Origin of the sequence: Leifsonia xyli subsp. cynodontis DSM 46306 (assembly GCF_000470775.1) — a bacterium.
Taxonomy (GTDB): Bacteria; Actinomycetota; Actinomycetes; order Actinomycetales; family Microbacteriaceae; genus Leifsonia; species Leifsonia cynodontis.
On sequence record NC_022438.1, the window covers coordinates 2,408,191 to 2,433,078 of the forward strand.

The window sequence follows — 24,888 nt, forward strand, 5'->3', positions numbered from 1 at the left end:
CGATGTTCCGCTCCCTCGCCGGGGTGAACTACCGCATCTGGGCCGCCGGAGCGCTCGTCTCCAACATCGGCACCTGGATGCAGCGCACGGCCCAGGACTGGATCGTCCTCACCCAGCTCACCCAGAACAACGCCACCGCCGTCGGCTTCGTCATGGCCCTCCAGTTCGGGCCGCAGCTGCTCCTGCTCCCCATCACGGGATGGGCAGCCGACCACCTCGATCGGCGCAGGCTGCTCCTGGCGACGCAGGGGGCGATGGGGGCGCTCGGCCTCGTGCTCGGCCTCCTCACCGTCACCGGGGCCGTCCAGCTCTGGCACGTCTACGCCTTCGCCCTCGCGCTCGGCGTGGTCGCCGCCTTCGACGCCCCCGCCCGCCAGACCTTCGTCTCCGAGCTGGTCGCCGGGCCGAACCTGTCGAACGCGGTGGCGCTCAACTCGGCCTCGTTCAACGCCGCCCGGCTGATCGGCCCGGCCATCGCCGGTCTCCTCACCGCCGCCATCGGCGCGGGCTGGGTCTTCCTCATCAACGCGGGGACCTTCGGCGCGGTGCTGCTCTCGCTGACCCTGCTGCGCCGGGAACAGCTGTATCGCACCGAGCGGGCCAAACGCTCCCCGGGCAGCCTCATCGACGGGTTCCGCTACGTGCGACAACGCCCCGACATCCTCGTCATCCTGATCATGGTGTTCCTGATCGGAACCTTCGGCCTCAACTTCCCGATCTTCATCTCGACCATGTCGGTGAGCGTGTTCCACCGGGGCGCGGGCGAGTACGGCGTCCTGTCGTCGGTCATGGCGATCGGCTCCGTCGCCGGTGCGCTGCTGTCCGCCCGGCGCGAGCGGCCGCGAGTGGCGCTGCTGTTCGCCGGCGCGGCCCTGTTCGGAGTGGGATGCGCGATCGCAGCGGTCATGCCCGTCTACGGACTCTTCGCCCTCGCACTGATCCTCATCGGCGTCTCCGCGCAAACGCTCATGACCACCGCGAACGGCGCGGTCCAGCTGACGACGGACCCGGCGCTCCGCGGCCGCGTCATGGCCATCTACATGGCGATCTTCATGGGTGGAACTCCTCTCGGCGCCCCCATCGTCGGCTGGGTCGCCGACGCCTTTGGCCCACGCTGGGCGATGGGCGTCGGTGCGGCCAGCGGCTTGGCGGCGGCCCTCGTGGGCATCGTCTACCTCGTGAGCCACCGCGGGATGCGGCTGCGGTTCGACGGCATCCGGCCGCGCGTGACGATGGACACGCGCGAGCGGCTGCGCGAAGAGCTGGAAGGAGCCGAAGCGACGGCCACGCGGGCGTCATGACCGCACAATCCGTTTAGCAGACAGCCGAACCCCGTTTAGCAGACAGCCGAACCGCTCAAAGCCGTGAGACTCGGCACCTTTCCACAATCCTCAAGCGTGCCTACGGGAATCGCGTCACGCGAACGGCCTTCCTCACGCAGGACCGATCCTGACAACCTACCGATGACCCACAGAATCCTTCATATACCTTCACGGCAGAACCATCCCAGCCGATTCTATCCGTCATCTCTCGAATCGTTTCAGCGGAGCCCGCTTCGGCCTGCTGTCAGGCGAAACGCTATCACCCCAGACGACCGTTGCCTGGAGCGCATACGAGCCCAAAGCGAGCCGGGATCCGTCTTCGTCGCTAACATTCTCCGGAGTGGGAACGTCCCATCCGGCACATGTCACGACGAAATCCGAACCGGGGGTTCCCCGGCTACGCAATGAATTTTTAATCCGCGTTGAAGACGACCCGTGTCTTCAATTACCGCTTTTCCGTGAATATAAGCCGTAAGACCACCCGAGCATAATTCCGATTATTGCACCCGAGATGAGCGGCAATACGAACCATGGTCCCGCTATTGGAAGAAAAGGCTTAAGTGCAGCCAGCAAAAGAAAGCTCCCAACACATCCTCCTGCACCAACAATAGCGACTCGTGTTCTATCCGATTTTATCCGCCTTCCGAAGTAGGAAGAGTAGAAAGCGGTCACCGCTCCACCAAGACCGGCCATAACCCCTAAGGGCATCCAGAGCATAATTAAATATAAAAGACTCCACGATGATATCAGTGCCAGAAATGGTCTGGAGGCAAAAAAGAGGGATCCGATAAAAATTACACTCAGTGTCATTGAGCCGATAGCTGGGCCTAACAAAGCGAAGAAGCAGCCTAATCTGAGTTTACGATTTATCATTTTTCACCATACTTAAGAATCGCGCCGCGCAATAGAGTCGACTGAGTCGACCAGGTCACTTTAGCGAAGCCGATGTCTATTCCTCTCGTCACAAAATAATTAGCGCCGTGAGCGTTCGCGATTTGATCAAGAAATTTCTCACCTTTGCGATCAACAACCCGAAACTCAATAGTAGAGCCAGGAGCATCGAAGTAGTCGTTCGAAACTACGGTGAACTTGACACTATTATCCGTTGTCGCGATTTTCACCGTACCTGAAGCGTCACCCAGGTGGCCACCGCTATTAACGGCGTCTACCAATCGGCATGTTTCACCGGAAACAAAATGAAGAACATCCTTCAATAGTGAAGAGAAATATCTCACCCGGATGTTCTTTAAATATTTTAGCAATTTCCTTAGTGGAATACTTCTCAAGACCTACACCAAGCCAATTCTTGTAATGATAGGAATATGATTCCGTCTGCCACGGCACGCGGGAAACTGGTGGCTGTGGAACAGGTGAAGGAAGTGCCCTGGGCGAAGGAAGCAACTTCGACCCGGTACCACCAGATCCGGGTTTACCCGTTCCTCCTTTGCCGCTGCTGGTCGGTCCGTTAGCCTTATAAGGATTGGCACTCGAACCATAAGTGTATTCTTCGGCAGCAGCAGCCGTTCCCCATTTCTTCAGGAATTGATACTGCGCAGTTGACTTCGGATCAAAGCCGGGAGCCCACGGGATCAGTCCAGATGGGTCGCTCTTGGTGACGGGGTTGTTGTGGGAGTAGGAGTACCCGTTGTTCTGTTGCGGGTCGTTGAGGTCCAGGACCGGGTCCACCGAGAGGAACTTCCCGAGCGCCGGGTCGTAGGCTCTCGCACCTAACTGGGTGAGCCCAGTGACCGTGGAGGTGGGCTTGTTCAAATACCCATGCCCACTCCCCCAAACAGTCGGCGTTCCCCTAGTGTTTCCATACGGATCCGCGAACCGCCGAGGTGGGTTCTAACAGTGGTCGCAACACCGGCTAGTTTCGGGAGTTGTTATGACACTTGTAAGGACGTCGCAGAAGATGACCGGGCCGGCACCGATGTCGGCCGAGCGTGCATGATATATCGAGTTGTGGCGGCAGGGAATGAACACCTCCGAGATCTGCCGGATGCTCGGGATTCGCCGCAAGCTGGGCAACAACTGGCGGAACGGGTGGAAACATCGCGACCTGGTCACGGGCAAAGTGCGTTACTATCCGCCGATCGATGAGGTTCCGGTGGTGACGACGGTCTCGGCCCGGTTCTTATCGGAGGACGAGCGGGTGAGGATCGCCGACCAACTCAGGACGGGCGCGAGCATCCGCAGTATCGCAGCCGACCTGGGACGAGCACCGTCGACAATCAGCCGGGAAGTGCGCCGCAATCGCGGGATCACTGGGGAAGTATCGACCGTTCCATGCGCACCGGCTCGCGAGGAGTCGCCGTGCCCGTGACCGGCCGGGGAAGATCGCCTCCAACCCCCGATTGCAGCAGGAGATCCGTGGGCTGTTGAAGAAGTATTGGAGTCCCGTTCAGATCTGTCAGCACCTGCGTCAGCAGCATCCTGACGATCCGAGCATGCGCGTGGTGCATGAGACGATTTACCGCGACCTCTACGACTACCGCGGCGGCGCACTCCCGCGCGAACTCTGCCGAATGCTGCGCACCAAACGCGACAGACGCAAAGCACCCCGCGTGATCGCCCGGCGCAGGATCCGATTCAACGCTGCGCTCACGATCCATGACCGTCCGTTCGCGCCCACGGACCGCAGCGTCCCCGGAGCCTGGGAAGGCGACCTCATCATGGGGCTCGGCAACCGTTCGGCGATTGCCACACTCGTCGAGCGAACGACCCGGTTCACTCTCCTGTTGCCTGTTGACGCTGTCAACAGATCCGAGAGCCTCCGCGATCAGCTCGTCCCTGCTCTCGCGGCGCTCCCGCCCGAACTACGCCGCTCAATCACCTGGGACCAGGGCTGGGAAATGGCGAGACATGAAGAGATCAGCCGCGCAACAGGAACGAGAATCTACTCCTGCGACCCGCACTCGCCCTGGCAGCGCGGCAGCAACGAGAACACGAATCGGCTCTTGCGGGACTACTTCCCCAAACGCACCGACCTCAGAACACACACCCCGAAAGAGCTCGCCCTCGTCGCCGCCGAACTCAACAACCGACCCCGCAAAATCCTCGGCTGGAAGACCCCGAACACCCTCTTCAAGTGTTGCGACCACTGTTAGAACCCACCCCCACCTCCGGACCCGTCTGCAACAACACATTCCCCTCCGCGTCATACACCCGCGACTGCACACCCTCCTCAGTGGTAACGGTAGACAGCTTCCCCGACTCATCCCACGACAGAGCCTGCCCCGGACGGGCCACCGTGTTCCCGGACGCATCATAGGCGTACTCACCAGCACCGATCACCGTAGCCGCATGCGGACGCACCCCACCCGCCGCCGGATAAACGTAGGCGGTGGTGGTATCCCCACCCGCGGTGTGGGTCGTGGTCGAGGTCCGGTTCCCCGTCGCCGCGTCCACCCCATAACTCGTCCAATACGCGGCTGGACCCCCCAACCCCGCCACACTCGGACTCGCCCCGCAGTCCCCACTAGCGGGCGTCCACGCCTCGGTCAGCTGCTGCAACCCGTCATAACCGAAACACTGCGTGTCCGCCGCGACCCCTGCCCGCTCACTCGTGCTCGCGATCTTCACAATCCCACCCACAGCATTCCGGGTGATCCGCCGATCCGCCTCCCGCACATACCCACCCACATACGACGTATCGATACTCTGATTCACCAACCCCGTCCCCGGGTCGTACCCGAACCCGGTATACAGCATCTTCCCCGAACTCCCCCGCCTGATCTGCGACACCTGACCCGTCGGCGTATACGACACGATCCCGTACATCGTCGAACCCGAAATCGAGTCCAGATTCCCCACCCCGTCATACACGTAATACAACCGCTCCTGCGACAACCCCCCGATCGCCGGCAACGTGATCTGGGACACCTCCCCCGTCGTCTGCGTATACAGCGTCGACACCTTGTAGGCCGTGGTGGGGGTGGGTGCGCAGTCGCTGCTCTTCGGCGTCCACGCTTCGGTGAGCTGGTGGAGGTAGTCATAGCGGAAGCACTGCGTATCCGCGCCGGCCGCGCCGGTGGTGGAAGAGGTCGGTTTGCCCTTAGCCAACGTGTCGAACGACCACGACGCCAGCAACGCACCACTGGTAGAATCGGAGTATTTCGCCGTCTTCCGGTTCAACTGGTCATACGTGTACGCCAACACCTGCCCGCGCGCGTCCGTGGTGGACAGCACATTCCCCGCCAGATCATAGACACTCACCGTGCGACCGGAGTCCGGGTCGTCGGCGACAACCTGGTTGCCTTTCAGGTCGTACTGCCACGCCCACCTATTGCCCGCAGGATCGACCATGCCGGTCATCTTCCCGCCCGGGTTGTACTCATACGTGGTGGCCAACCCGGCACCAGCGATCCCCGCTCCCTGGTACTGGACCAGCTTCGTCTTCTCCCCCCGCGAGTTCGTGAACGTACTCGTCGGGGTGCCCCCAGCCGGTGGCACCATATCGGTGCGATCCGCCCCCGGATACGCATACCTCGTCCGGGACGTCTCATCCCCATACGTATACAGAACACTCGCGGTAGTCCGCCCCGCCGCATCGAACACCGTGTCCGTGCGGGAAGGCACCTGAGCCATACTCGTCGGCACGAACAGCTTGCCATTCGGCGCCTCGGTCGCCCAATACGGCCTCGTGGTCGACACCGTCCGACCCTGGGAATCATAAGCCGTGTCCGTGTTCACCCCACCGGAACCGACCGCGGGCGCCTGCGACTGCACCAGACGGCCGAGACCATCGACCACCTCGATCGTGGTCTTCGTCCCACCCGGGATCAGCGTCTTCGTCGTCACCGTCGATGCCTGCGTCTGCGACACCCCATAGGCGAACGCGCTCGACGGGGAGGAGGCGTTGTCCGCCTGCGCCCGGTTCGGGAGCCAGACTGCGGTGCGGCGGCCGAGCGCATCGTACGTCGCCGAGGTGACCTTCCCGTTTTCATCCGTCACTGACAACTCCGCGCCGCGTGCCGGATCCAGCACCGTGCTCGATACCCACCCGACCGGATTCGTGGTCTCCACCCTCGTCGTCGGGCCCCCCGTAGTGGCGGGCGTGTAGGCGGTCTTCGACACCCGCCCCAACACATCCGTCACCTCAACCGGCCGCCCCAGGCCGTCGTACACGCTCGTGGAGGCGACCGTCCACGTCTTCGCCGCACCCGACATCTCGGTGACCGCCTCGGTCATGGTCACCTCCCCCCGCGTCGGCGCCGCACCGACCGCGGCCCCGTCGTAGGCGGTGCGGACTCCGCTGATCAGCCGATCCGCACCCACCGTTCCGGACTGATCACACGCCCCGGAGGTGGTCAGCACCTCGGAAACTGAACCGACCAGGTTCGCCGCCGCGTTCACCGCCGCATACACCGTCGTCGCACACGTCGCAGGCGCGTCACTGGACACCACCTGCTGCGTCACCGACAACCCCCACGCCCCCGCGAACGCCGTGGACGACGTCGTCGTCCGGCTCCCCCCAGTGGACACCGGCTCGCTGGTCACCACCGTCGCCTCACCGGTATACCACGCGGAATGGTAACCATTGCTCGCCGTCGCCGCCGACATCCACGGCGTCGTCGTGGTCGACACCACCGGACCCCCCCACCCCCAACGTGGTCACCTGCTCCCGGACCCGCCCCGCAAAGGGACGCTCATCCGGCACACCCAACACACTCACGGCTTTCGCGCCGCCCGCGGGGGCGGCGCGGTCGCCGTTCAAGCCGCGGAAAAAGGTGTACTTCGTCACAGCCTGCCCCGCCGGATTCCCCGCACTCCCGACCCGCACCTCGGTGGAATCGAACCCAGCGAAAACCGACCAGGAGCGCTTGTCCGCCGCAGACAGCGGGGAGTCGTTGTACCGCCACGCCGGCGTGCCATACAGGTAGGACTTCTCAACCGCGGGAGACCCCGCACCACCGTGTTCGGGTTATCGATCACACTCGTGACCACATACTTATGGAACAGATCCTGCTGAACTGCTTGCGGCGGCGTCACCGCCGGACTCCACCACTGCGAGTAGCAGCGTTTCGTATTATTCTGCGGATTCGCGAAAATCGCCGCCCGATCCCCCGGCACACACTCCTGCCCCGAATAATTCACGCTCACCGTCGCACCCAGCTCGGTCTTGATCGAAGAGATCCGCCACTTATCCAACGGCACCAACCCGTCGATCGCCCACACCCGATTCTGCATCGTCGTCCCCGCAAAACTCACGGTCGGCTCCGTCAGTGACGTGCCGTTGCTGTAGCCGGTGTGGGTGATGCTGTCCAGCCACAACGCCGCCGACGTGCCATCGCCGGGGGCGGGGAACGACTGCTTGAGCTCCTAGGAATCCACATCCTTGTACGACCCACCCGTGAGGACCTGGGTCTTCACGCTGGCGAGCTTCGAGGTGGTCCAGAACGTCGGGGAAATCTGGGTCGCGCACGAACCCGAGGTGCAGAGCTGGTCGAACGGGACATCCGGATACGCCGCCGCATTCACCGGCTTCACCGCGTTCCCGGCTGTCGGCTGGGCCATGCACGACTCACCACCCGGATCCGAGCAGCGACCATTCCTGTCATAGGTGTCATAGGAGAAGAACACCTTCCCGCTGGCCGCGTTCGCCCCATAGACGGTACGGTGCTGGAGGTCAGGCCGTACTCGATGTGCTCCAACTCACCGCCCCGCGTATAAGCGGTCGCCGTCGACCCGTTTTTGGCGTAGAGGTTCGTTTGCGCGTTGTAATAGAACGCCTCCGCATTGCCGTGAGTGTCCACCACGTAGTCGAGGTTCCACCGCCACCCCAAGGTGCAGGACGACGCCGCGTGACACGGCTCCCCGACATCGTTCCCGAACACCGGAACACTCCACGCACTATTCGTCACCGGCTTCCCCGCACTCCAGCCAGGAAGCTGATTCAGGCCGAAGAAATACTGGGTCCCGTCCGTGGTCGTCATCTGCCAACACGCCGTGTCCGAGGTGCCATTCGCGGCACACAGTCCACCCTTGAGCTCCGTGAAGCGAGTGCCGTCATCATTGCCCAACCGGTACTGATTCGACCCCGCAACCTGGATCAACTCACCCGAATGCCCCGCGAACGACACTGACGCATTCGCGTTCTTCCAACACAGGTCCCCACTCGTCCTCACCGCACCACTCGGCCCATCATCCACCGCACACCCCACATAAGAACGCTCGATGAACCCACCCCCCGCCAAAGACCACCCCTCACCGACCGCCGACGGCTGATTATTCGTCGACCCCGTCAACCCATCCACCGACTGCGAATCATACGACAACGAAAGATCCGGAGAAGGACCAGCCGCAACCGGCGGCACCCGCAACGGATACTCCCACGTGAACGTCCCCGTCTGCGCCGACACATCCCACTCACTCGACGGCCTCAACGACGTCGCCGTGAAATCCCCCGTCCCCCTCCCACCAACCGGCGCCGCCAACGGTATCAACAACACCGGCGCCGAAGACAACACCGGCGCAAGCACCACATCCCCACCCTTCGCCTGGACAGACGAGGGGACCGAGTCGGCTGCCTCCACCACCGCCTTCGCGGACTCCGGCGGCTTCACCCCGTCCACCTGCACCCACCGGGCACGCGAAGCATAATCCGCACCAAACACCGCATCCAACAACCGCGACGGAACACGCACCCCCACCGACGCCTCACCCTTGCCCCCATCCACCCGCTTCAACTGAACGACCGGGCCGGACACACCGAGCTTCTTCGCCCGCTCAGCACTCAAAAACCGTGCCTCAACCTTCCCCGCACTATCCCTCGCCGCAGCCTTCGCCTTCCCCTTACGGGAGACATCGAGTTGCTTCCTCGCATCCCGAACCGCAACAGGATCCCCCGCCGCAGCCACCGCCACCCCCGACCCACCCAACTCACGCCACGCACCATCCACCACCGTGGCCCGACCACCACCAACAGAATCGACAACCACCGCACCCAAACCCGCCGAACCATCAGTGACAACCTCATACACCCCCGACAACGCCTCAGCAGACACAACTGGCGCCGACACCGGAGAAACACCACCCCCAACCTCGACCCCCGACGCCAGAGAACCCTTCACAACCTTCTCCGACACCAACGGAACCGGCCTCTCACCAGCAAACACCGGCACACCCTGCACAATCGCCACCACCAACGCCGCAACAGTCGCAACACCGATCGCAGCACGGCGACCAACCACCCCACGGCGACCAACCACCCCACGGCGAATAGAACGAGAAGAATCACGCTTCATTAGGAATCTTTCTGAACTCAACGAAATCACGCAGGAAAACAGGTCACGGTTGGGGGACAGGACGCTGACGCAACGTCGAATCCGGCAACGCAGCCGGATACACAGAGACATCTGCGACAGCGCCATCGAAGAACTGCGTCGGAATCCCACCGGTGAGAGCCGAGCCGACCACGACAGCGCCCAAAGCCGGAACATCATCCACCGGAAGCGAGAAGAACACCCGGTTCACAGTGAGGACATCATCCGCGTAAACCACAATCCCCAACTGCCGATTCACCGCATCCCAGACACCCGAAACCGTCACGAAACCCGGTGTGGTCGAAACCGCCGGTCCCGTCACGCACTTCGTCACCGCCGTGGGGCCCTGGGCGCGCAGACAGAACTGCCAATTCATTCCCGCCTGCAAAGAGAACCCTGAATCACTCACCCCGCTCCCCGAGACAACCGCCTGCGCCTCCGTCTGCCCCGACGTCTTCACCCGCGCCGAGACCGTGAACGATTTCGTCGTGTCCACCACACCCGGAGCGGTGGCCGTCGGCTGATACTTCGCCAGGAACCCCCGCGAGCCCTCGTTCACCGCCCCAGAAGGACAGGCAGAAGTCGTTGTCGTGAAGTAGTCGTTCCCCACCCGGCAGCGGAAGATCTCCACCGCCGTGTACCCGGCCGGCAGCGCCGAGGCCGAGGCCCACACATACCCGAGAGGCCGCCCCGTTGGACCAGCGCCGTCGCAGTTCGCGGCGCGGGAGAGCATGTTCCCCGCCCCATACGCGCACGCATACAGCACCTGCGTCCCGGACGGCTGCACAGCACCGGAACCGTACCGGGCAAGCTGCCCGATGGTGGACTCAAGGACGAACCCCGGCAGGGAAGCAGCGTCCTTCTCTGTTGCGTGCCCCCCACCCGGCTTCGCATAACCGTTCAGCGAAACCATGCCGAGGAACCTCAGCTGTGGGTCCTCACCGTCCGCACTCGCCCACCCGGCATTCCCGCCGACCGGAATCGACGCCGCTCCGACCCGGTCCGTCAAGGTCATCGCATCCACATCATCCGCACTCCAGACGTGACCGGTCGACAGATCCGGCAGTTCCGCCCGAACCTCCAGCCCCGCCGCGGACGCCTTCGACACCGAATCGTACGAAACGTTCCCCGCCCTGTCGTATGCGGCAACCCACAACGTCGAGAGGTCCTCGACCGGAGCGACCCGAATCGTCGTCCGTCCCGACGGATCCGCACAGACAACACGCACCGCGCCCGCCTGTCCCAGCCCACAATCCGGCAACGCCGACGTGTAACTGGTCACCGGCGCGGCAGGGCTCATCACCGGCCTACCGCCGTTGGTCCACCACACCTGATACCCGGCGATGGCGGGTTCCGCAGCAGTGACCACCACATCGAGCGGGCTGCCGACCGTCGCGCCCACCGCATCCACGCTCACCGTCGGCAGTGCCGGTTTCGTGGAATCCGCCACGAAATAGCACCTCGGGGAAGCAGCCGAATAGTTGATCGTGTCGAAGCCCACCGCCGACCACGCGTATTTCTCCCCGTCCACCAAACAGTTCGCCGGGATCGTGTACGTCAGGTTCGCGCCCTGAGCCTGGAAAGCCGTCCCCGGGACATCCTGCACCCCATTGGACAGCCGCGTGATCGTGAAGATCGCCGCCGTGTTCTGCGGGTCCGGGTCCGTCACCGTGACCCCGATCGTCACCGGCGCGCCACCGTAAACATAGACCGGATTGTTCGCATCCGTGCTGCAGGACCGTGCGGGAGCCGTGAACGCAGGAGCGGCTGGCGTGTTCGGGCGTGAGTTGTACGTCACGATCAACTGGGCATCCCACCGGTAATGTTTACCGGTGAGGGAGCTGCCCTCATTCTCCGCCCGCAGCGCGAGAGTCTGATACGGGAGCCCCGCGGCAGCAGCATCCTGAATCGCGACAGTGGCCGAGAAACCCACCCACTGCGGGTCCCGCTGGCACGGACCACCGACGTTGTAAGCCTGCCCGTCGATCGCCCGCACCCACTGCCCCGGGTCGGAATTCCAGGTGAAGCCGACACCGGAGGGCCCGTACTGCCACAACTGCATCCACGTGCTCGCACAACTGTTCGCCCACGTCTGAACGACATTGAAACGAGCGTTCTGAATCGCCTTCCCGGCAAGGAAACTCGTATCGAACCGGTAGAACGCCCGAGAGAGGTAGCCGACACCGCCCTGGACCCCGTAGCCGGCGCTGTTCTCCGGCGGATTCAAGTAAGACTGATTCGGATACGCACGATCCGTATACCAGTCGTACTGCAAATAGCCACTCCAATCCGGGTCCACATACAACGGATACGTCACATCACCATCCGTGATCGCACCAATGTCAAGAACCGACTCCGCACCCGACACGGAACTGGCAACCGCACGCGGCTCCGAACCCCCCGGACTCTCCTCGCTCGCCGCCTCGTGCGACGAGTCCCACCACAGCGGCGTCGCCGCCAGAACCGGCTCACCCTCGGCAGGATGCGCCTCCAACGCTCCCGTCTCGGCCGACTCGACCAGGCGCGCACCCGTGACCGTCAAACGCAAAGCCGACAACCGCTCATCCGCAGCAGCTTCCGCGTTCTTGACGACCAAAACTTCCCGCATGCCCGCTTTGGTCGCGGTGACCCACAGATTCACACCGAAGCGTTTAGGCTGACGGCATGACCGACCACTTCGACAGAATCACCATGTTCGGCGCCGACTGGTGCCGGGACTGCATCCGCTCCAAAGCCCTGCTCGACCGCGTCGGAGCCGACTACGAGTACATCGACCTCGTGGCGCATCCGGAGGAGGCCGATCGCGCCCAGGCGATCAGCGGCCGCACCAACATTCCGGTGATCGCGTTCCCCGACGGCCACCACCTGGTCGAGCCGACCGACCCGGAGCTGCTGGCCGCACTGGAGGGCTGACACCCGGCTTTCGACGGCTCCTCGCACACTCATGCAGCCCTCCTGCCGGGACAGAGTAAGGATCACCTGGAATATGAGCGTTGCTTGTCTGGCATTGAGATGCCAGGGTTGACGGGTCTGCTTTTGTGAAAGGCCCCTATGAGTCACCGCATCCTCCGCCGTGTCGGGGCGGGCATCGCCCTCTCGGCGCTGGCCCTCTCCGGTTCGCTCGTCGACCTGCCGGCCTCCGCCGACACGAACCAGGAGTTCCCCACCACCGGCCCCGCCTTCGAGACAGAGGCGACCGCCCTGCTCCCCCTCGAGGGGCTGGTGTCCGTCGGGCGTGATGCGCAGGGCAAGCTCGTCGTGGCACGCGCAGCGGACGCCCCCACGGCCACGGTGGCGGCGATCGACGGGCTGCAAGCGCGCTACAGCAACGTGGTCGAGCGTGTGAGCGAGACCGCCCGGCCGTTCGCGACCACGGATGTCGTCGGCGGAGCAGGCTACATGATCGACACCGCGAACGGCCTCACAGCCTGCTCCCTCGGTTTCAGCGCCTGGACTCCGGGAGGAGGCCCGGCCGTCATCACCGCCGGGCACTGCGCCGAAGAAGCCACCGGATCGCCCCTGCGGACCCTGCCCTCGGCCGAGCCTGCTGCCGGGGGCCAGGGTACCAGAGGATGTCCGCCCTGGGCGATATCGGTTTCGCGCAGTTCGGCGGCGCGGGCGGCTCTGCGGGCTTCACCGGAGACCCGGACAGCATAGACATCGCGGCCATCGACGTGACCGAGCCCTCGCTCGCCCTCCTGCCTGCTGTGACGAACTGGACGACGACGGCCTCGGACGACCTCTCCGCCACCCCCATCTCGGTCAAGGCCGTCGCGAATCCTGCCCTCGGGTCGCGCGTCTCGAAGTCGGGACGGACCACGGGCTTCACCACAGACGGAACCGTGGTCGAGGAAGGCTGGGCGATGATCGGCGATCGCTGGGTGCGCGGCTTCAAAGCCGACGGCCTGACCGCCGCGCCCGGCGACTCGGGAGGCGCGGTCATCCAGAACAACACGGCGGTCGGCCTGGTCAGCGGTGGGATCGAGGGCGACTTCACTTGGGTCGCCGACATCGCGGACACCCTGGCCGCCACCGGCGGCTACACGCTGCGGCTCGTCCTCGACGCGCCGGTGGTCTCCGTGGCGCCGGGCGCCTCCGTCACGCGCGGCTCGCGGATCACGGGGACGACCTCGGCCGGCGCGACCGTCACGGTCAGCGGCGATGACGGTTTCACGACGACCACGACCGCCGCCGCGGACGGATCATGGTCGTTCGCCGCTCCGATGACCGAGGGCCCGTTCAGCTTCACCACCCGGGCGCAAGACGGCTTCAATGCGTCGACGGACCACACCACCTCGGTCACACTCGTCGCGGCGCCGCTGACGGCTCCCGCCGTCACCTCCCCCGCCCCCGGAGCGCGGGACACTCCCGTGACCGCCATCACCGGCACGGCGAATCCGGGCTACACGGTCACCGTTTCCGGCGACGCGTCGGGCGCTGCGGTCGCAGCCCCCGACGGCACCTGGACGATCCCCGCCACGCTCGGCGTCGGCGCGCACCGCATCGCTGTCAGACAGAGCTTCGACGGCGACACGTCCGGGGAGACGGTGGTGGCGTTCGAGGTCGCTGAGGCCGTGGAGCCCGTCGGCCCGCCGGCGGACGAGACAGGGAGCGCCGCCTCCCCGTCCACGAGGACCGCGGCGACCACGACGAGCGCACGGCTCGCGGACACCGGCTCCGATCTTCTCCCGGTCGCGGGCGGAGCGACGGCCCTGCTGCTCACCGGACTCGCGTTGCTGGTCATCCGCCGGAGACGCGCTGCGGCCTGATCGGCCGCTGTGAGCGGAGGCCGGGAACCGACGAGGTTGCCGGCCTCCGTGCGTCCCGGCACCCGGGCATTCCGGCGTTCGCACGAGATGGTGGAGGGCGATCGGGTGGCCAGCCGGGATTCCGGCCCCTCGCAGCCCGAATGCGGGCGGCTGACGGGGAGCCAAGCAGCCGGGCGCTGCCTCCTCTACGGGGCATAGTGCGTCCTCTGCGCGCGGGCGGCGACGGCCAGGAAGCGCTACCGGTCGGCGATGTTCGCGGTGAGGGCCGCGACGGTCGCCGCGCGCTCGGCCGGGGTCTCCGGTTTGCCCGGAATGCCGGGGCGGGTCTGCCACGGGAGGGGGCCGTCCGCGCGACGGCGCTCGACGCCCAGGGCGTCCAGCCGCTCGAGGTGGCGGTCCAGCCGCGGCTCGAACTCCTCCCACGAGCGCGGGCCGCTGGACCACAGCGCCTCGCCCAGGGCGCCCAGTCGCGGGAACGCGAAGTAGTCGAGCACGCGCGGCGAGTCGATGTACTCGCTCCACAGGTTCGCCTGCGCGCCGAGCACGCGAGCGCGTCCGTCCGCGTCCAGGGCCTCGGGCACCGGGTCGAACTCGTAGACGTCCCGGGGCGTGATGACGGTGACGAGCGGGATCGGCTCGTCCGGCCGTTCCGATTGGCGGTAGTTGAGGTAGAGCCGGGTATCCGGGCAGAGCACCACGTCGTGTCCGGCTCGGGCGGCGGCGATCGCCCCGGTGTCACCCCGCCAGCTGGCGACGGTCGCGCCCGGGGCGAGTCCGCCTTCCAGGATCTCGTCCCAGCCGTAGAGACGGCGGCCGTGTGCGGTGAGGTGGTCGTCCAGCTGCCGGACGAACCAGCTAGCTCTGCGCCTCCTCCGGCGTCTCCGCCCCGATTTCACGCATCCGCTCGCGACTGCGCTCGTCCTCCAGCCACTGCGTCTTCACGGCCTCGTCGCCGCCGACGCCAATGAACGCGGACGGGAAGACCGCCATGACCTCGTCGAGCACGTTCCGGAAGAACTCCACCGTGCTCTCTTCGAGGTTCACAAAGTCCGGCAGGATGCCGAAGCGCGTGCCGACCTCGATCCGCCGGCCGCCGACGCCCAGCGACGGATACGCCGCCAGCGCCGCCTGGACGTGCCCGGGCAACTCGATCTCGGGAACGACCGTGATCCCGCGCGCAGCGGCATAGGCCACGACCTCGCGCAGATCGTCCTGCGTGTAGAACCCGCCGTGCGGGCGGCCGTCTCCGGGGCGGTCCGGCCCCCAGCCGACCTGCGTCTCGGTCCGCCAGGCACCCACATCGGTGAGCAGCGGGTAGCGCTCGATCCGCATCCGCCAGCCCTGATCGTCGGTGAGGTGCAGGTGCAGGATGTTGAACCGGTGCAGCGCGATCAGGTCGACGTAGCGCAAGAGCTCACGCTTCGGCAGGAAGTGCCGCGCGACATCCAGCATCACCCCGCGCCAGCGGAACGCGGGCGCGTCCCTGACCTCGCACGCCGGCGCCGCCCAGCACACGCCGGGCACGGCACCCGCGCGATAGACGGCGACGGGGAACAGCTGCAGCAGCGTCTGGGCGCCGTGGGCGAGACCGGTCGCTCCTCCCGCGCGGAGCCGCACACCGCCGGGATCGACGGCCAGACGGTACTCTTCGTCGCCGAGGGAACCATCCACATCGAGCCGGATGCCGAGATCGTCTCCGTCGAGCCCGTAGCCCGTCGCGGCCGAGAGCTGCCCGCGCAGCCAGCCGGCCACACCCGCCGCCTCCGCCCCCGCTTGGATGCGCGCCCCCGGTCGCAGAACGTACTCGCCCGGCCGCTCCTCGAGGCTCACCGGTCGCGGCAGCAGCCGCTCGGCGGCGCTCACGAGCGCTCCGGGCGCGCCGGGCGCTGACTGCGGACGGCCTCGTAGATCAGCCGGAGCGAATCGGCCATCTGGTCGTACAGCCGCTGCGCGACGCGCACGAACAGGAAGTCCACGAGCGCCAGCTGCGCGGTGCGGCTGGCCATGGCCCCGGAGCGGTAGAAGTTCTCCCGCGCCTGCGTCATGAGCAGCAGATCGCTGACGGCGGCGATGCTCGACTCGAGGGACGTTCGTGATCGCGACGGTGGTCGCACCGGCGGCCCGCGCCACGGCGAGCGCGTGATTCGTCTCCAGCGTCTCGCCCGAGTGGGAGAAACCGATGGCGACATTGCCCGGCTTCTGCAACGCGGCGGATGAGAGCGCGAGGTGGGAGTCGACCGAGCAGAAGGCGGTGAGGCCGATGCGGGAGAGCTTCTGCTGGAGGTCCTGAGCGGTCAGACTGCTCGATCCGATGCCGTAGAGATCGACGCGCGGCGCGGCGATGATCGCGGCGACCACGGCGTCCAGCGCCTCCGCATCGAGTTCGCGCGCGGTCTGCTCGATGGCGAGGGTCTCCTGGTAGGCGATCTTCGCGACCACCTCCTCCACACTGTCGGAGGGGTCGATGTCGCTCTCGGTGAGTTCGAACCGTTCGCGGGCCGCCTGTTCCCGGCTGGTCGCAGCCGCGACAGCGAGCCGGAACTCACGGTAGCCGCTGTAGCGGAGCGCCTGGCAGAATCGGGCGATGCTGGCCTGGGAGGCGTCGCACACAGCGGCCAGCTCCGCGATGGTCAGATCGACGACACGCTGGGGATGCTCGATCACCGTCCGCGCGATGCGCGCCTCGGTCGCGCTCAGGCGCGGGACGGCTTGGCGGACGGCGGAGAGGACGTCAGACATCCGGCTCAGCCTCTGCCGCACCGGCGGCCAGCGGGGCGGCGTTCTGTGAGTCAGCCACGGCCAGTCCTCTGGCAATACTGTCCGTTTTGCATATTCTCATGGTGTCGCCGGGGTGGACCGCTCGGCCAGTTCCAGACCGGCGATTCCGGCGAGCGGCCGTCCGGGCACGGTCCCCGGCGTCAGCGTCAACTGCCCGAGCACACGCGCGCGATCGATGGGGGTGCCCGGGAGGCCCACGGGGATGCCGTGCCACGAGAGGTAGCCGACCAGCGCGAACAGCAGCGATTCCTTGTGGTCCGCGTCGATCCCGAGTTCGTCGCTTGTCACGACCGGGATGCCGTGGAGCCCGAGCGCCGTGCCGAGCGCCCGCAGCAGTGCCGGGTTCCGCACGCCTCTGCCCGAGACGACCACCCGTGCCGGCGGCTGCGGGACCGCGAAGCGCACCGCGTCCGCGACCGTCCGCGCGGTCAGCGCCGTGAGCGTCGCTACCAGATCGGCGAGACCCGGCTCGCTGCCGGCGATCGCCAGCGCGCGATCGACGACAGCGAGATCGAACGTCTCCCGTCCGGTGCTCTTGGGCGGCGGCGCGGCGAAGTAGGGGTGCGCGAGCAGCTCCGAGAGGAGCGCCTCGTCGGCCGCGCCCGCAGCAGCCAGGAGGCCGTCGGTGTCCTGCGTCTGCGCATCCCCGGTCGCCCGGGCCACGACGGCGTCGATCAGCGCGTTGGCCGGTCCGCTGTCGAAGGCGACCAGCCCACCGTCGGAAGAGACCACCTGGACGTTGGCGATGCCCCCGAGGTTCACCGTAGCCACCGGACGGCCGGCGCGGACAGCCTCGCCCGCCAGCCACGCGCGGTCGAAGAGGCCCATCAGCGGGGCGCCTTCTCCGCCTGCTGCGATGTCGGCGGCGCGGACGTTCGAGAGCACCGGGACGCCGAGCCGCTCGGCGATCCATGCGGGCTGACCGATCTGCAGGGTCCCGCGGGCATGCCCGTCCTCGACCCAGTGATGCAGCGTCTGCCCGTACGAGACGGCCAGCTCGACGCCGCCCGCCTCCTCGGCGGCGAGGGCCGCGGCGGACGCGAACTCCTGACCGGCGACGGTGTCGAGCCGGCAGAACGCCTCCGGCGTCAGCGCGGCTCCGGCGACGGCCGCGAGCAGGTCCGCGTGCGCGGGCGACGACCACGGCACGGTGCGTGCGAGAAGCGTTCGCAGGCTCAGCGCCGGGCGGTCGCCGTCGTCCAGCGGCACGATGTCGGCCACGGCGACATCGATGCCGTCGACGCTCGTGCCGGACTGCAAAGAGAGTATCCTCACGCGCCGCTCATCCCAGCGAGGGCTTCCGCGACGACGACGGCCGTGACACGGCTCGACCCGAACGCGTCGACTGTCGGCAGCGGCAGGGCGTCGGGCGCGGGGAGGCCGGTGTTGACGAGGATCGCCTGTGGGCGCGCCGCCGCAAGCGTCCCGAGGGCCTGGCGCTGCGGCGAGCCGGGCTGAACAGCGTCCACGAGGACGGTTATCGCCGCGTCGGCGGGCGCGGAGCCGAGAGCATCGCTCAGCGCCGCCGCGCTCTCCGGCGAGCCCAGAGGTCCGACGCGGAACCCCACGGCGCCGAGGGCGACGGCGAACGGCTCGGCGGTGGAGGCGACGGCCCCCGAAGCCCGGTCGCGCAGATCGAGCACGATGCGGGGACCAGCCGCGAGCCCGGGCGAACCGTGAACGCCGATCGCCCGGCGCACGATCGCGGCAGCGTCGAAAGGCGAGGCCGGCACAGGCTCCGGGCGCGACGCCACCCATTCGGAGAGCCGCGCGACGGAGGCGGAGGCCCGCTCGAGCGCTGCGACCGGGAGCGTCCCGTCGTCCACAGCGGCCAAGAGCGCGTCCCGCACCTCGACGTAGTCCGCCTCGTCACCGGAGGCTCCACGCTTGGGGCCCAGGTCGGACGGGTTCCCGATGCAGAGCAGATCGGCGCCGGCGAGCAACGCGCGCACCGCGCCGGGCCCGGCTCCGAACTCGGCGCGGATCGCGGCCATGTCGAGGGCGTCCGTGACGATCGCACCGCCGAAACCGCGCTCGCGCAGCATCCTGAGCACCCGGGCGTCGAGCGTCGCGGGGAGCTCGCCCAGCGCCTCCACGACGACGTGCGAGGTCATCACCGCGGCGACACCCGCGTCGATCGCCGCCTGGAACGGCGGCAGGTGCTCCGACTCGACCGTGCCGAGCGGAAGCGAGACCCGCGGGAGCCCGACGTGGGAGTCCACGGCGGTGTCCCCGTGACCGGGGAAATGCTTGACGCAGGCGGCGACGCCCGCATCCTGAACACCGCCGACCATCGCCGCGACATGCCGCGCGACGAACGCGCCGCGGTCGCCGAACGATCGCGTCCCGATCACCGGGTTGCGCGGGTTCGAGTTGACGTCGGCGACCGGTGCGAGAGCGACGTTGGCCCCGGAGGCGCGCACCCGGCGGCCGAGCTCAGCCCCCGCGGCGCGGGTCACGGCCGCATCGTCGACCCGCCCGAGCTGCGCGGCGCCCGGCAGCGTCGAACCGTGCGCGGCTTCGAGGCGCGTGACGGTGCCGCCCTCTTCGTCGATGCCGAGCAGGACGTCTCCGCCCACCGCCGACAGCCTCGCCGACAGCGCGGGCAGCTGAGCGGCATCGTCCAGGTCGATGTTGTTCCCGAAGTAGACGGCTCCGGCCAGAGCACACTCGCGACGAGACGCCGCAGAGCAGGGTCGGCGACGGAGCTCATCCCTTGACGGCTCCGGCGACCAGGCCGCTGGAGAGCCGGCGCTGCACCACCATGAAGAAGATCATGACCGGGAGGGTGATGATGGTGGAGGCCGCCATCACATAGCCCCACTCGTTCGCGTTCTCGCCGAAGAACTGCTTGAGACCGATCGCGACCGTGTAATTGTCGGTCGCCCCGCCGAGCAGCGTCATCGCGAAGACGAACTCGTTCCAGGCGGTGATGAACGAGAACACACTCGTCGCGACCAGGCCCGGCATGACCAGCGGGAACAGCACCGAGCGGAACATCCGCCACCAGCTCGCGCCGGCGAGGTACGCGGCCTCCTCCAGCTCGACCGGGACCGCGGCCACGAAGCCGCGCAGCATCCAGATGCCGAACGGCAGCGACAGGGCCACATAGACGATGATGAGGCCGAGCAGCTGGTTCAACAGCCCGAGATCGCGCACCTGCACGAACAGCGGGATCACCAGCGCCTCCAGCGGCACCATCTGCACGGTCAGAACGATGAACAGGATGGCCGTGCGGAACTTGAACTTGAAGCGGGCCACCGCGACCGATGCCAGAAGCGCGAACGCCGCCGACAGCAGCACCACGGAGACCGCGACGATGGCCGAGTTGCGCAGGAAGACATCGAAGCCGCCCTTGGTGAGCACATACGCGAAGTTGTCGAAGGTGAACTCCTGCGGCACGAGCGACTGACCACCGCTCGACAGCATCCAGTAGACCGGGAAGAACGTGAAGATCAGCAGCAGCGTGACGAAGACCGCTTTGACGATGTTCCCGCGAAGCTTGCGCGTCACAGCTTCTCCTCCTTCAGCATCGTGCGGACGTAGATCACGGTGATCACCAGCAGGACCAGGGTCAGGAGCACCGCGATGGCGGAGCCGAACCCGTAGCGGTTCTGGCCGAACGACTCCACGTACGACCACACGCCGAGGTTCAGCACCTGGCGGTTCGAGCCCGAGCCGCCCGGCATGAGGTAGACCTGCGCGAACACTTTGAAGTCCCAGATGGTCGACAGGATGATGACCACCGCGAACACCTGCTTGAGCGAGGGGACGACGATCGAGAAGAATCGGCGGACAGGTCCCGCGCCGTCCATCTCCGCTGCCTCCAGCGTCTCTTTCGGCACACCGAGAAGTCCCGCGAGAACGGTGATCGCCACGAAGGGGAACCCGTGATGGACGATGTTCAGCAGCACGATCGCATAGAAGCTGATCGGGTTGGTGAACCAGTTGAAGGACTCGTCCATGAGTCCCAGGTTCTTGAGCGTCTGGTTGACGATGCCGTTGTCGGCGTCGAAGATCCAGACATAGGTGCCCGTCACAGCGGGCATCGCCCAGACCACCATGATGGCGCTGCCCACGACGGTGCGTCAGACCGGGCCGAGGTTGGCCATGAGCACGGCGACGAGGGTGCCGAGCGCCACGGTCCCCGCGACCGAGAGGATCGCCAAAACGACGGTGTTCGGCAGCGCGACCGTCCACAGCGTGGCGTTGCCGAAGACCTCGGCGTAGTTGGCGAAGCCGACGAAGTTCGTCTTGCCGCTGACGATCTCGCGAAGGCCGTAGTCCTGCAGCGAGATCAGCACCACACGGGCGAGCGGCCACAGGAGCAGCACCGCCAGCACGGCAAGGGCGGGAGCCAGCAGAAGCCACGGCCGGCTCACGCTCAGGAAGCTGCGGCTCCGCTTCGGGCCGGCGCCGGGGGCGACCGGCCACCGGCCGCGCGCTGTGCGCGCGGCCGGTGTCTCGGGACGAACGTCGACGGTCATCGTCCTACTTGCTGTTCAGCAGATCGGTCATCTCCTTGGCGGCGTCCGACGTGGCCTGATCGACCGTCTTCTGCCCGGAGAGGATCGCCTGGATCATCGTGTTGGTCGTCTGCTTGGCCTGGACCTTGCCGAAGTTCGGGCTGACCGGCAGCGAGGCGCCGCCGTCGACCATCTGCGTGGCGAAGGGCTTCACCAGCGGGTCGTCCGTCTTCATGGTCTCCTTGACCAGCGAGTTGAGGCCGGAGAAGTAGCCGATCTGCTCGGTCCACTTCTTCTCGAACGTCCCGGTGGTCATCATCTTGATGAACGCCCAGGCGAGATCCTTGTTCTCCGCCGACTCGAACATCGACAGGTGGGAGCCGCCGAGCACCGACGGGCTGATGCCGCTCTCCTTGCCCGGGATCGGCACCGCGCCGATCTTGCCGACGAGGTCCGGCGCGTTCTTGGCCACGGTTGCCGGGGTCCATGAGCCCTGGATCGACATGGCGGACCTTGCCCTTGTTGAAGTTGTCGATGACGTCGGTCTCCTTCCAGGTGGTCGCACCCGCCGAGGAGAAGCCGTACTTGGTGGCCAGGTCCGTGTAGAACTGGATGCCCTCGCGCGACTTCGCGGAGTCGAGCCCGGAGGTCCACTTGCCGCTCTTCTCGGTGGCGACCTGACCGCCGGCGCCCCACACCCACGGGTACACGCCGAACTCGGCGTTGCCCGGGACCACGAACGGCATCATGTCCGGTTTGGCGGCCTTGATCTTCTCGGCGGCGGCGACGATGTCGTCCCAGGTCTTCGGCGCCTCGAGGCCGAGCTCCTGGAAGACGTCGGTGCGGTAGACGATCGAGCGGACTCCGGCGTACCACGGCATCCCGTAGAGCTCTCCGTCGTAGGTGCCCGACTCCTTGAGGCCCTTCACCAGGTCGGACTCGAGACCGTCTTTCTTCACGTGGTCGCCGATCGGGGCGAGGGCGCCGGCGTCGGCGAACTCGGCCGTCCAGGTCGTTCCGGTCTCGGCCACGTCCGGGGTGGTGCCACCGGCGATGGAGGTGATGAAGCGGTCGTGCGCATCGGCCTACTGGACGAACTGCACATCGAGCGTGGCGCCGGTCTCCTTCTTGAACTCGTCGCCGACCTCCTTGAAGAAAGAGGTGGATTCAGGGTTGGTGCCCTGCATGATCCACACGGTGAGCTTCTGGCCCTTCGCGTCGATCGGGCCCCCATCGCCGCTGTCGCCGCTGGAGCAGGCGGTGAGCCCGAGCACGGCGACGGTGAGTGCGGCGATGGAGAGATAGCGCTTCTTCATGGTGCTGTCTCCTCCTTGAAACGGAAATAGTGATCGCAGAACGTGTCCGCTTCTGAAACTATCCTTCATAATTGGTGTCGAGTTTGCAAGTTTGTTCCACCGTCATGCATGCATTTACTGACGCTCGAAAAGAGACGCATTCAGTGAGTGACGAGCGCCCGGTGCAACTGCGCCCGCTTGCCACTGCCGCAGGGACGTCGCTGCCGGCCGACTCGGCTCCTCGGCGGCAGCGAACCCCATCCGGTCGCCCGCACCGGAACAACGACGGGGAACGGCATGGCCCGGCGGTCCCCGGCCCGCCACCGCTCTGGCGAAAGTGCGCACCGAATCGGCGATCAGCGCTTGCCCCGCTGCGGTCGGTCCACCGCATCCCCAGCCAGCACAAACCGGCGCGGAGGGACCGCTTGCCTGACAGGTCAGCGCACCCCGCGCATCATCCGCAGCACCCACGGGCTCAGCGCCGCGAGCACCACCCCGATCGCGACCCCCACCGCGCCGATCATCCCGAAGTAGACGACCTCGGTCTCCGGCGAGTACTTCTTCGCCAGCTCGCCCGCCATCGCGGTCCCGAGCGACACCGAGAGGAAGTACAGCGCCACCATCTGCGTCTGGTACGCCTGCGGAGCCAGCTTCGTCGAGGCCGAGAGGCCGACCGGCGAGATCAGCAGTTCCGCGATCGTGAACACCAGCAGGATGCCGACCAGCGCGAGCAGCGGCGTGCTGTTCTTCCCGCCGCCGGCCCAGATGATGAACAGCCAGAACGCGAGGCCCATCACCACCGTCCCGGCCGCGAACTTGATCGGCGTCGACGGCTGTTTGGCGCCCCACTTCGTCCAGATCGCCGCGAACACTCCGGACAGGACGACGATGAAGATCGGATTGATCGACTGCACCCAGGAGACCGGGAAGGTCCAGCCGAAGAGGTTGCGGTCCAGGCGCTCGTCCGAGTAGATCGTCACCACGGTGAACTGCTGCTGGTACAGCGTCCAGAACGCCGCGTTCGTGACGAAAAGGGGGATGAAGGCCACGATCCGGCTGCGCTCCTCGCCACTCAGCAACTTCGAGCTCAGGATCACGGCGAAGTACGCGATCGTGGCGAGGATCACGACGACGATCACGCACAGCGCGAGGTTCTCCGCGGTGATGACCCCGGTCAGCACCAGCACCAGGATGAGGATCACACCCGCGAGGCCGACCCCGGCCACGAGGGGGTAGCGCTTCGCGGGCAGCGGGTTCGGCACTTCGCGCGCCTGATCGGGCAGCCGCTTCCGGCCGAGCGAGTACTGGAAAAGCCCGATCGCCATCCCGACCGCCGCCAGACCGAAACCCCAGTGGAACCCGAGCTTCGACTGGAGCAGCCCGGTCAGCAGCGGTCCGAGCAGACCGCCCAGGTTGATGCCGAGGTAGAAGATCGAGAAGCCCGCATCGCGCCGCGAATCGCCCTCGTCGTAGAGGGAGCCGACGATCCGCGTCGCATTCGCCTTCAGACCGCCGCTTCCGACCGAGACGAACAGCAGACCGACGATCACGCCCGCGATGCCCGGCAGCACCGCGAGGGCGAGGTGCCCCGCCATGATGACGACCGCGCTCCAGAAGAGCACCCGCTCCGAGCCGAACAACCGATCCGCGAGCCACGCCCCCAGGATGGTCGACAGGTAGACGGCTCCACCGTAGGCCCCCACCACGCCCGCCGCCGTCGGCCGGTCGATTCCGAGCCCGCCATTCTCGACCGAGTAGTAGAGGTAGATGAGCAGGATGCCCTGCATCCCGTAGAACGAGAACCGCTCCCACAACTCCACCCCGAAGACGTTGGCAAGCGCCCGAGGCTGCCCGAAGAACCCGTGGCCGAGGGGCTCCCGAGTCTTCGCCAGAGAACTGTCACCGTTGCTGGTAGTGCCCATGCTGCAATACTCCCACCCCGGCAGCCCAACGTGAATTCCGGAAGCCGCGCGCTCGCGTGCTAATCTGCG

General features: G+C 66.5%; 19 protein-coding genes and 4 pseudogenes. 6 read left to right on the forward strand and 17 right to left on the reverse strand.

Annotation, left to right across the window (positions count from 1 at the left end):
- The first annotated feature begins 2 nt into the window (after window positions 1–2).
- Window positions 3–1,301 (forward strand): MFS transporter, encoded by a 1,299-nt coding sequence (locus tag O159_RS11620; RefSeq protein WP_043994316.1) that lies wholly within the window; start codon window positions 3–5, stop codon window positions 1,299–1,301.
- An 890-nt stretch (window positions 1,302–2,191) separates the two neighbouring features.
- Here O159_RS11620 and O159_RS14700 read toward each other — a convergent pair.
- Together O159_RS14700 and O159_RS14255 are read right to left on the reverse strand one after the other, a co-directional pair.
- The gene (locus O159_RS14700; protein ID WP_236609487.1) at window positions 2,192–2,494 is read right to left on the reverse strand and encodes a hypothetical protein; all 303 of its coding nucleotides are present in this window, start codon (window positions 2,492–2,494) and stop codon (window positions 2,192–2,194) included.
- Window positions 2,495–2,504: 10 nt separating this feature from the next.
- Window positions 2,505–3,137, reverse strand: a pseudogene (locus O159_RS14255) (RHS repeat-associated core domain-containing protein); the annotation flags it as partial.
- Between the two features lie 163 nt (window positions 3,138–3,300).
- Here O159_RS14255 and O159_RS13465 point away from each other — a divergent pair.
- Window positions 3,301–4,432 (forward strand): annotated as a pseudogene (locus tag O159_RS13465) (IS30 family transposase).
- Here the strand turns inward: O159_RS13465 and O159_RS13470 are convergent.
- Window positions 4,410–6,824: an RHS repeat domain-containing protein gene (locus O159_RS13470; RefSeq protein WP_052323544.1), complete on the reverse strand. Its 2,415-nt coding sequence runs from the start codon at window positions 6,822–6,824 to the stop codon at window positions 4,410–4,412. The pseudogene O159_RS13465 and the gene O159_RS13470 sit on opposite strands and share 23 nt — an antisense overlap.
- Before the next feature lie 10 nt (window positions 6,825–6,834).
- Window positions 6,835–7,068 (reverse strand): hypothetical protein, encoded by a 234-nt coding sequence (locus O159_RS15110; RefSeq protein WP_169725691.1) that lies wholly within the window; start codon window positions 7,066–7,068, stop codon window positions 6,835–6,837.
- Between the two features lie 378 nt (window positions 7,069–7,446).
- Here O159_RS15110 and O159_RS16335 point away from each other — a divergent pair, with 378 nt between their 5' ends.
- Window positions 7,447–7,569 (forward strand): hypothetical protein, encoded by a 123-nt coding sequence (locus O159_RS16335; protein ID WP_269078356.1) that lies wholly within the window; start codon window positions 7,447–7,449, stop codon window positions 7,567–7,569.
- Window positions 7,570–7,646: 77 nt separating this feature from the next.
- Here O159_RS16335 and O159_RS13480 read toward each other — a convergent pair whose 3' ends face one another.
- The 3 genes from O159_RS13480 to O159_RS11635 all read right to left on the reverse strand — a co-directional run bounded on the left by O159_RS13480 (window position 7,647) and on the right by O159_RS11635 (window position 12,131).
- A complete protein-coding gene (locus O159_RS13480; protein WP_021755825.1) occupies window positions 7,647–7,841 on the reverse strand; it encodes a hypothetical protein in 195 nt (64 codons plus the stop codon).
- Window positions 7,811–9,472: a hypothetical protein gene (locus O159_RS13485; RefSeq protein WP_144267659.1), complete on the reverse strand. Its 1,662-nt coding sequence runs from the start codon at window positions 9,470–9,472 to the stop codon at window positions 7,811–7,813. The genes O159_RS13480 and O159_RS13485 overlap by 31 nt, the downstream gene beginning before the upstream one ends.
- Window positions 9,473–9,614: 142 nt before the next feature.
- On the reverse strand, window positions 9,615–12,131 hold the full coding sequence (locus tag O159_RS11635; RefSeq protein ID WP_169725700.1) for a DNRLRE domain-containing protein: 2,517 nt from the start codon (window positions 12,129–12,131) through the stop codon (window positions 9,615–9,617).
- A 122-nt stretch (window positions 12,132–12,253) separates the two neighbouring features.
- On the opposite strand from O159_RS11635, the gene O159_RS11640 reads away from it, so the two are divergent.
- The 3 genes from O159_RS11640 to O159_RS13490 all read left to right on the forward strand — a co-directional run bounded on the left by O159_RS11640 (window position 12,254) and on the right by O159_RS13490 (window position 14,358).
- Window positions 12,254–12,502: a glutaredoxin family protein gene (locus O159_RS11640; RefSeq protein WP_021755986.1), complete on the forward strand. Its 249-nt coding sequence runs from the start codon at window positions 12,254–12,256 to the stop codon at window positions 12,500–12,502.
- Between the two features lie 138 nt (window positions 12,503–12,640).
- Entirely contained in the window at window positions 12,641–13,246 is a 606-nt protein-coding gene (locus O159_RS11645; protein WP_043993759.1) for a chymotrypsin family serine protease, read from the forward strand.
- Complete coding sequence (locus O159_RS13490) at window positions 13,162–14,358, forward strand: chymotrypsin family serine protease (RefSeq protein ID WP_052323545.1); 1,197 nt, start codon at window positions 13,162–13,164, stop codon at window positions 14,356–14,358. Before O159_RS11645 ends, O159_RS13490 begins: the two co-directional genes overlap by 85 nt.
- Before the next feature lie 236 nt (window positions 14,359–14,594).
- Here the strand turns inward: O159_RS13490 and O159_RS15310 are convergent, their stop codons facing one another.
- The 10 genes and pseudogenes from O159_RS15310 to O159_RS11690 form a co-directional block, all read right to left on the reverse strand.
- Window positions 14,595–15,254, reverse strand: coding sequence for a family 20 glycosylhydrolase (locus tag O159_RS15310; RefSeq protein WP_201766222.1), 660 nt, complete (start codon window positions 15,252–15,254; stop codon window positions 14,595–14,597).
- Window positions 15,214–17,097 (reverse strand): family 20 glycosylhydrolase, encoded by a 1,884-nt coding sequence (locus tag O159_RS15990; protein WP_236609488.1) that lies wholly within the window; start codon window positions 17,095–17,097, stop codon window positions 15,214–15,216. Before O159_RS15990 ends, O159_RS15310 begins: the two co-directional genes overlap by 41 nt.
- Window positions 17,098–17,193: 96 nt before the next feature.
- Window positions 17,194–18,396 carry an anhydro-N-acetylmuramic acid kinase gene (locus tag O159_RS11665; RefSeq protein ID WP_021755987.1) on the reverse strand — a complete coding sequence of 401 codons (1,203 nt, stop codon included), beginning with the start codon at window positions 18,394–18,396 and terminating at the stop codon, window positions 17,194–17,196.
- A gap of 11 nt (window positions 18,397–18,407) precedes the next feature.
- Entirely contained in the window at window positions 18,408–19,715 is a 1,308-nt protein-coding gene (locus O159_RS15995; RefSeq protein ID WP_021755988.1) for a glycoside hydrolase family 3 N-terminal domain-containing protein, read from the reverse strand.
- 130 nt (window positions 19,716–19,845) lie between these two features.
- Window positions 19,846–20,649: a carbohydrate ABC transporter permease gene (locus tag O159_RS11675; protein ID WP_021755989.1), complete on the reverse strand. Its 804-nt coding sequence runs from the start codon at window positions 20,647–20,649 to the stop codon at window positions 19,846–19,848.
- A pseudogene (locus O159_RS11680) lies at window positions 20,646–21,623 on the reverse strand (carbohydrate ABC transporter permease). Before O159_RS11680 ends, O159_RS11675 begins: the two are co-directional and overlap by 4 nt.
- Window positions 21,624–21,627: 4 nt before the next feature.
- A complete protein-coding gene (locus O159_RS16340; RefSeq protein WP_269078358.1) occupies window positions 21,628–22,074 on the reverse strand; it encodes an extracellular solute-binding protein in 447 nt (148 codons plus the stop codon).
- Window positions 22,075–22,171: 97 nt separating this feature from the next.
- A pseudogene (locus tag O159_RS16345) lies at window positions 22,172–22,633 on the reverse strand (extracellular solute-binding protein); the annotation flags it as partial.
- A 54-nt stretch (window positions 22,634–22,687) separates the two neighbouring features.
- Window positions 22,688–22,918, reverse strand: coding sequence for a hypothetical protein (locus O159_RS16005; protein WP_236609489.1), 231 nt, complete (start codon window positions 22,916–22,918; stop codon window positions 22,688–22,690).
- Window positions 22,919–23,334: 416 nt separating this feature from the next.
- Entirely contained in the window at window positions 23,335–24,819 is a 1,485-nt protein-coding gene (locus O159_RS11690) for a peptide MFS transporter (RefSeq protein WP_021755990.1), read from the reverse strand.
- Window positions 24,820–24,888: the final 69 nt, after the last annotated feature.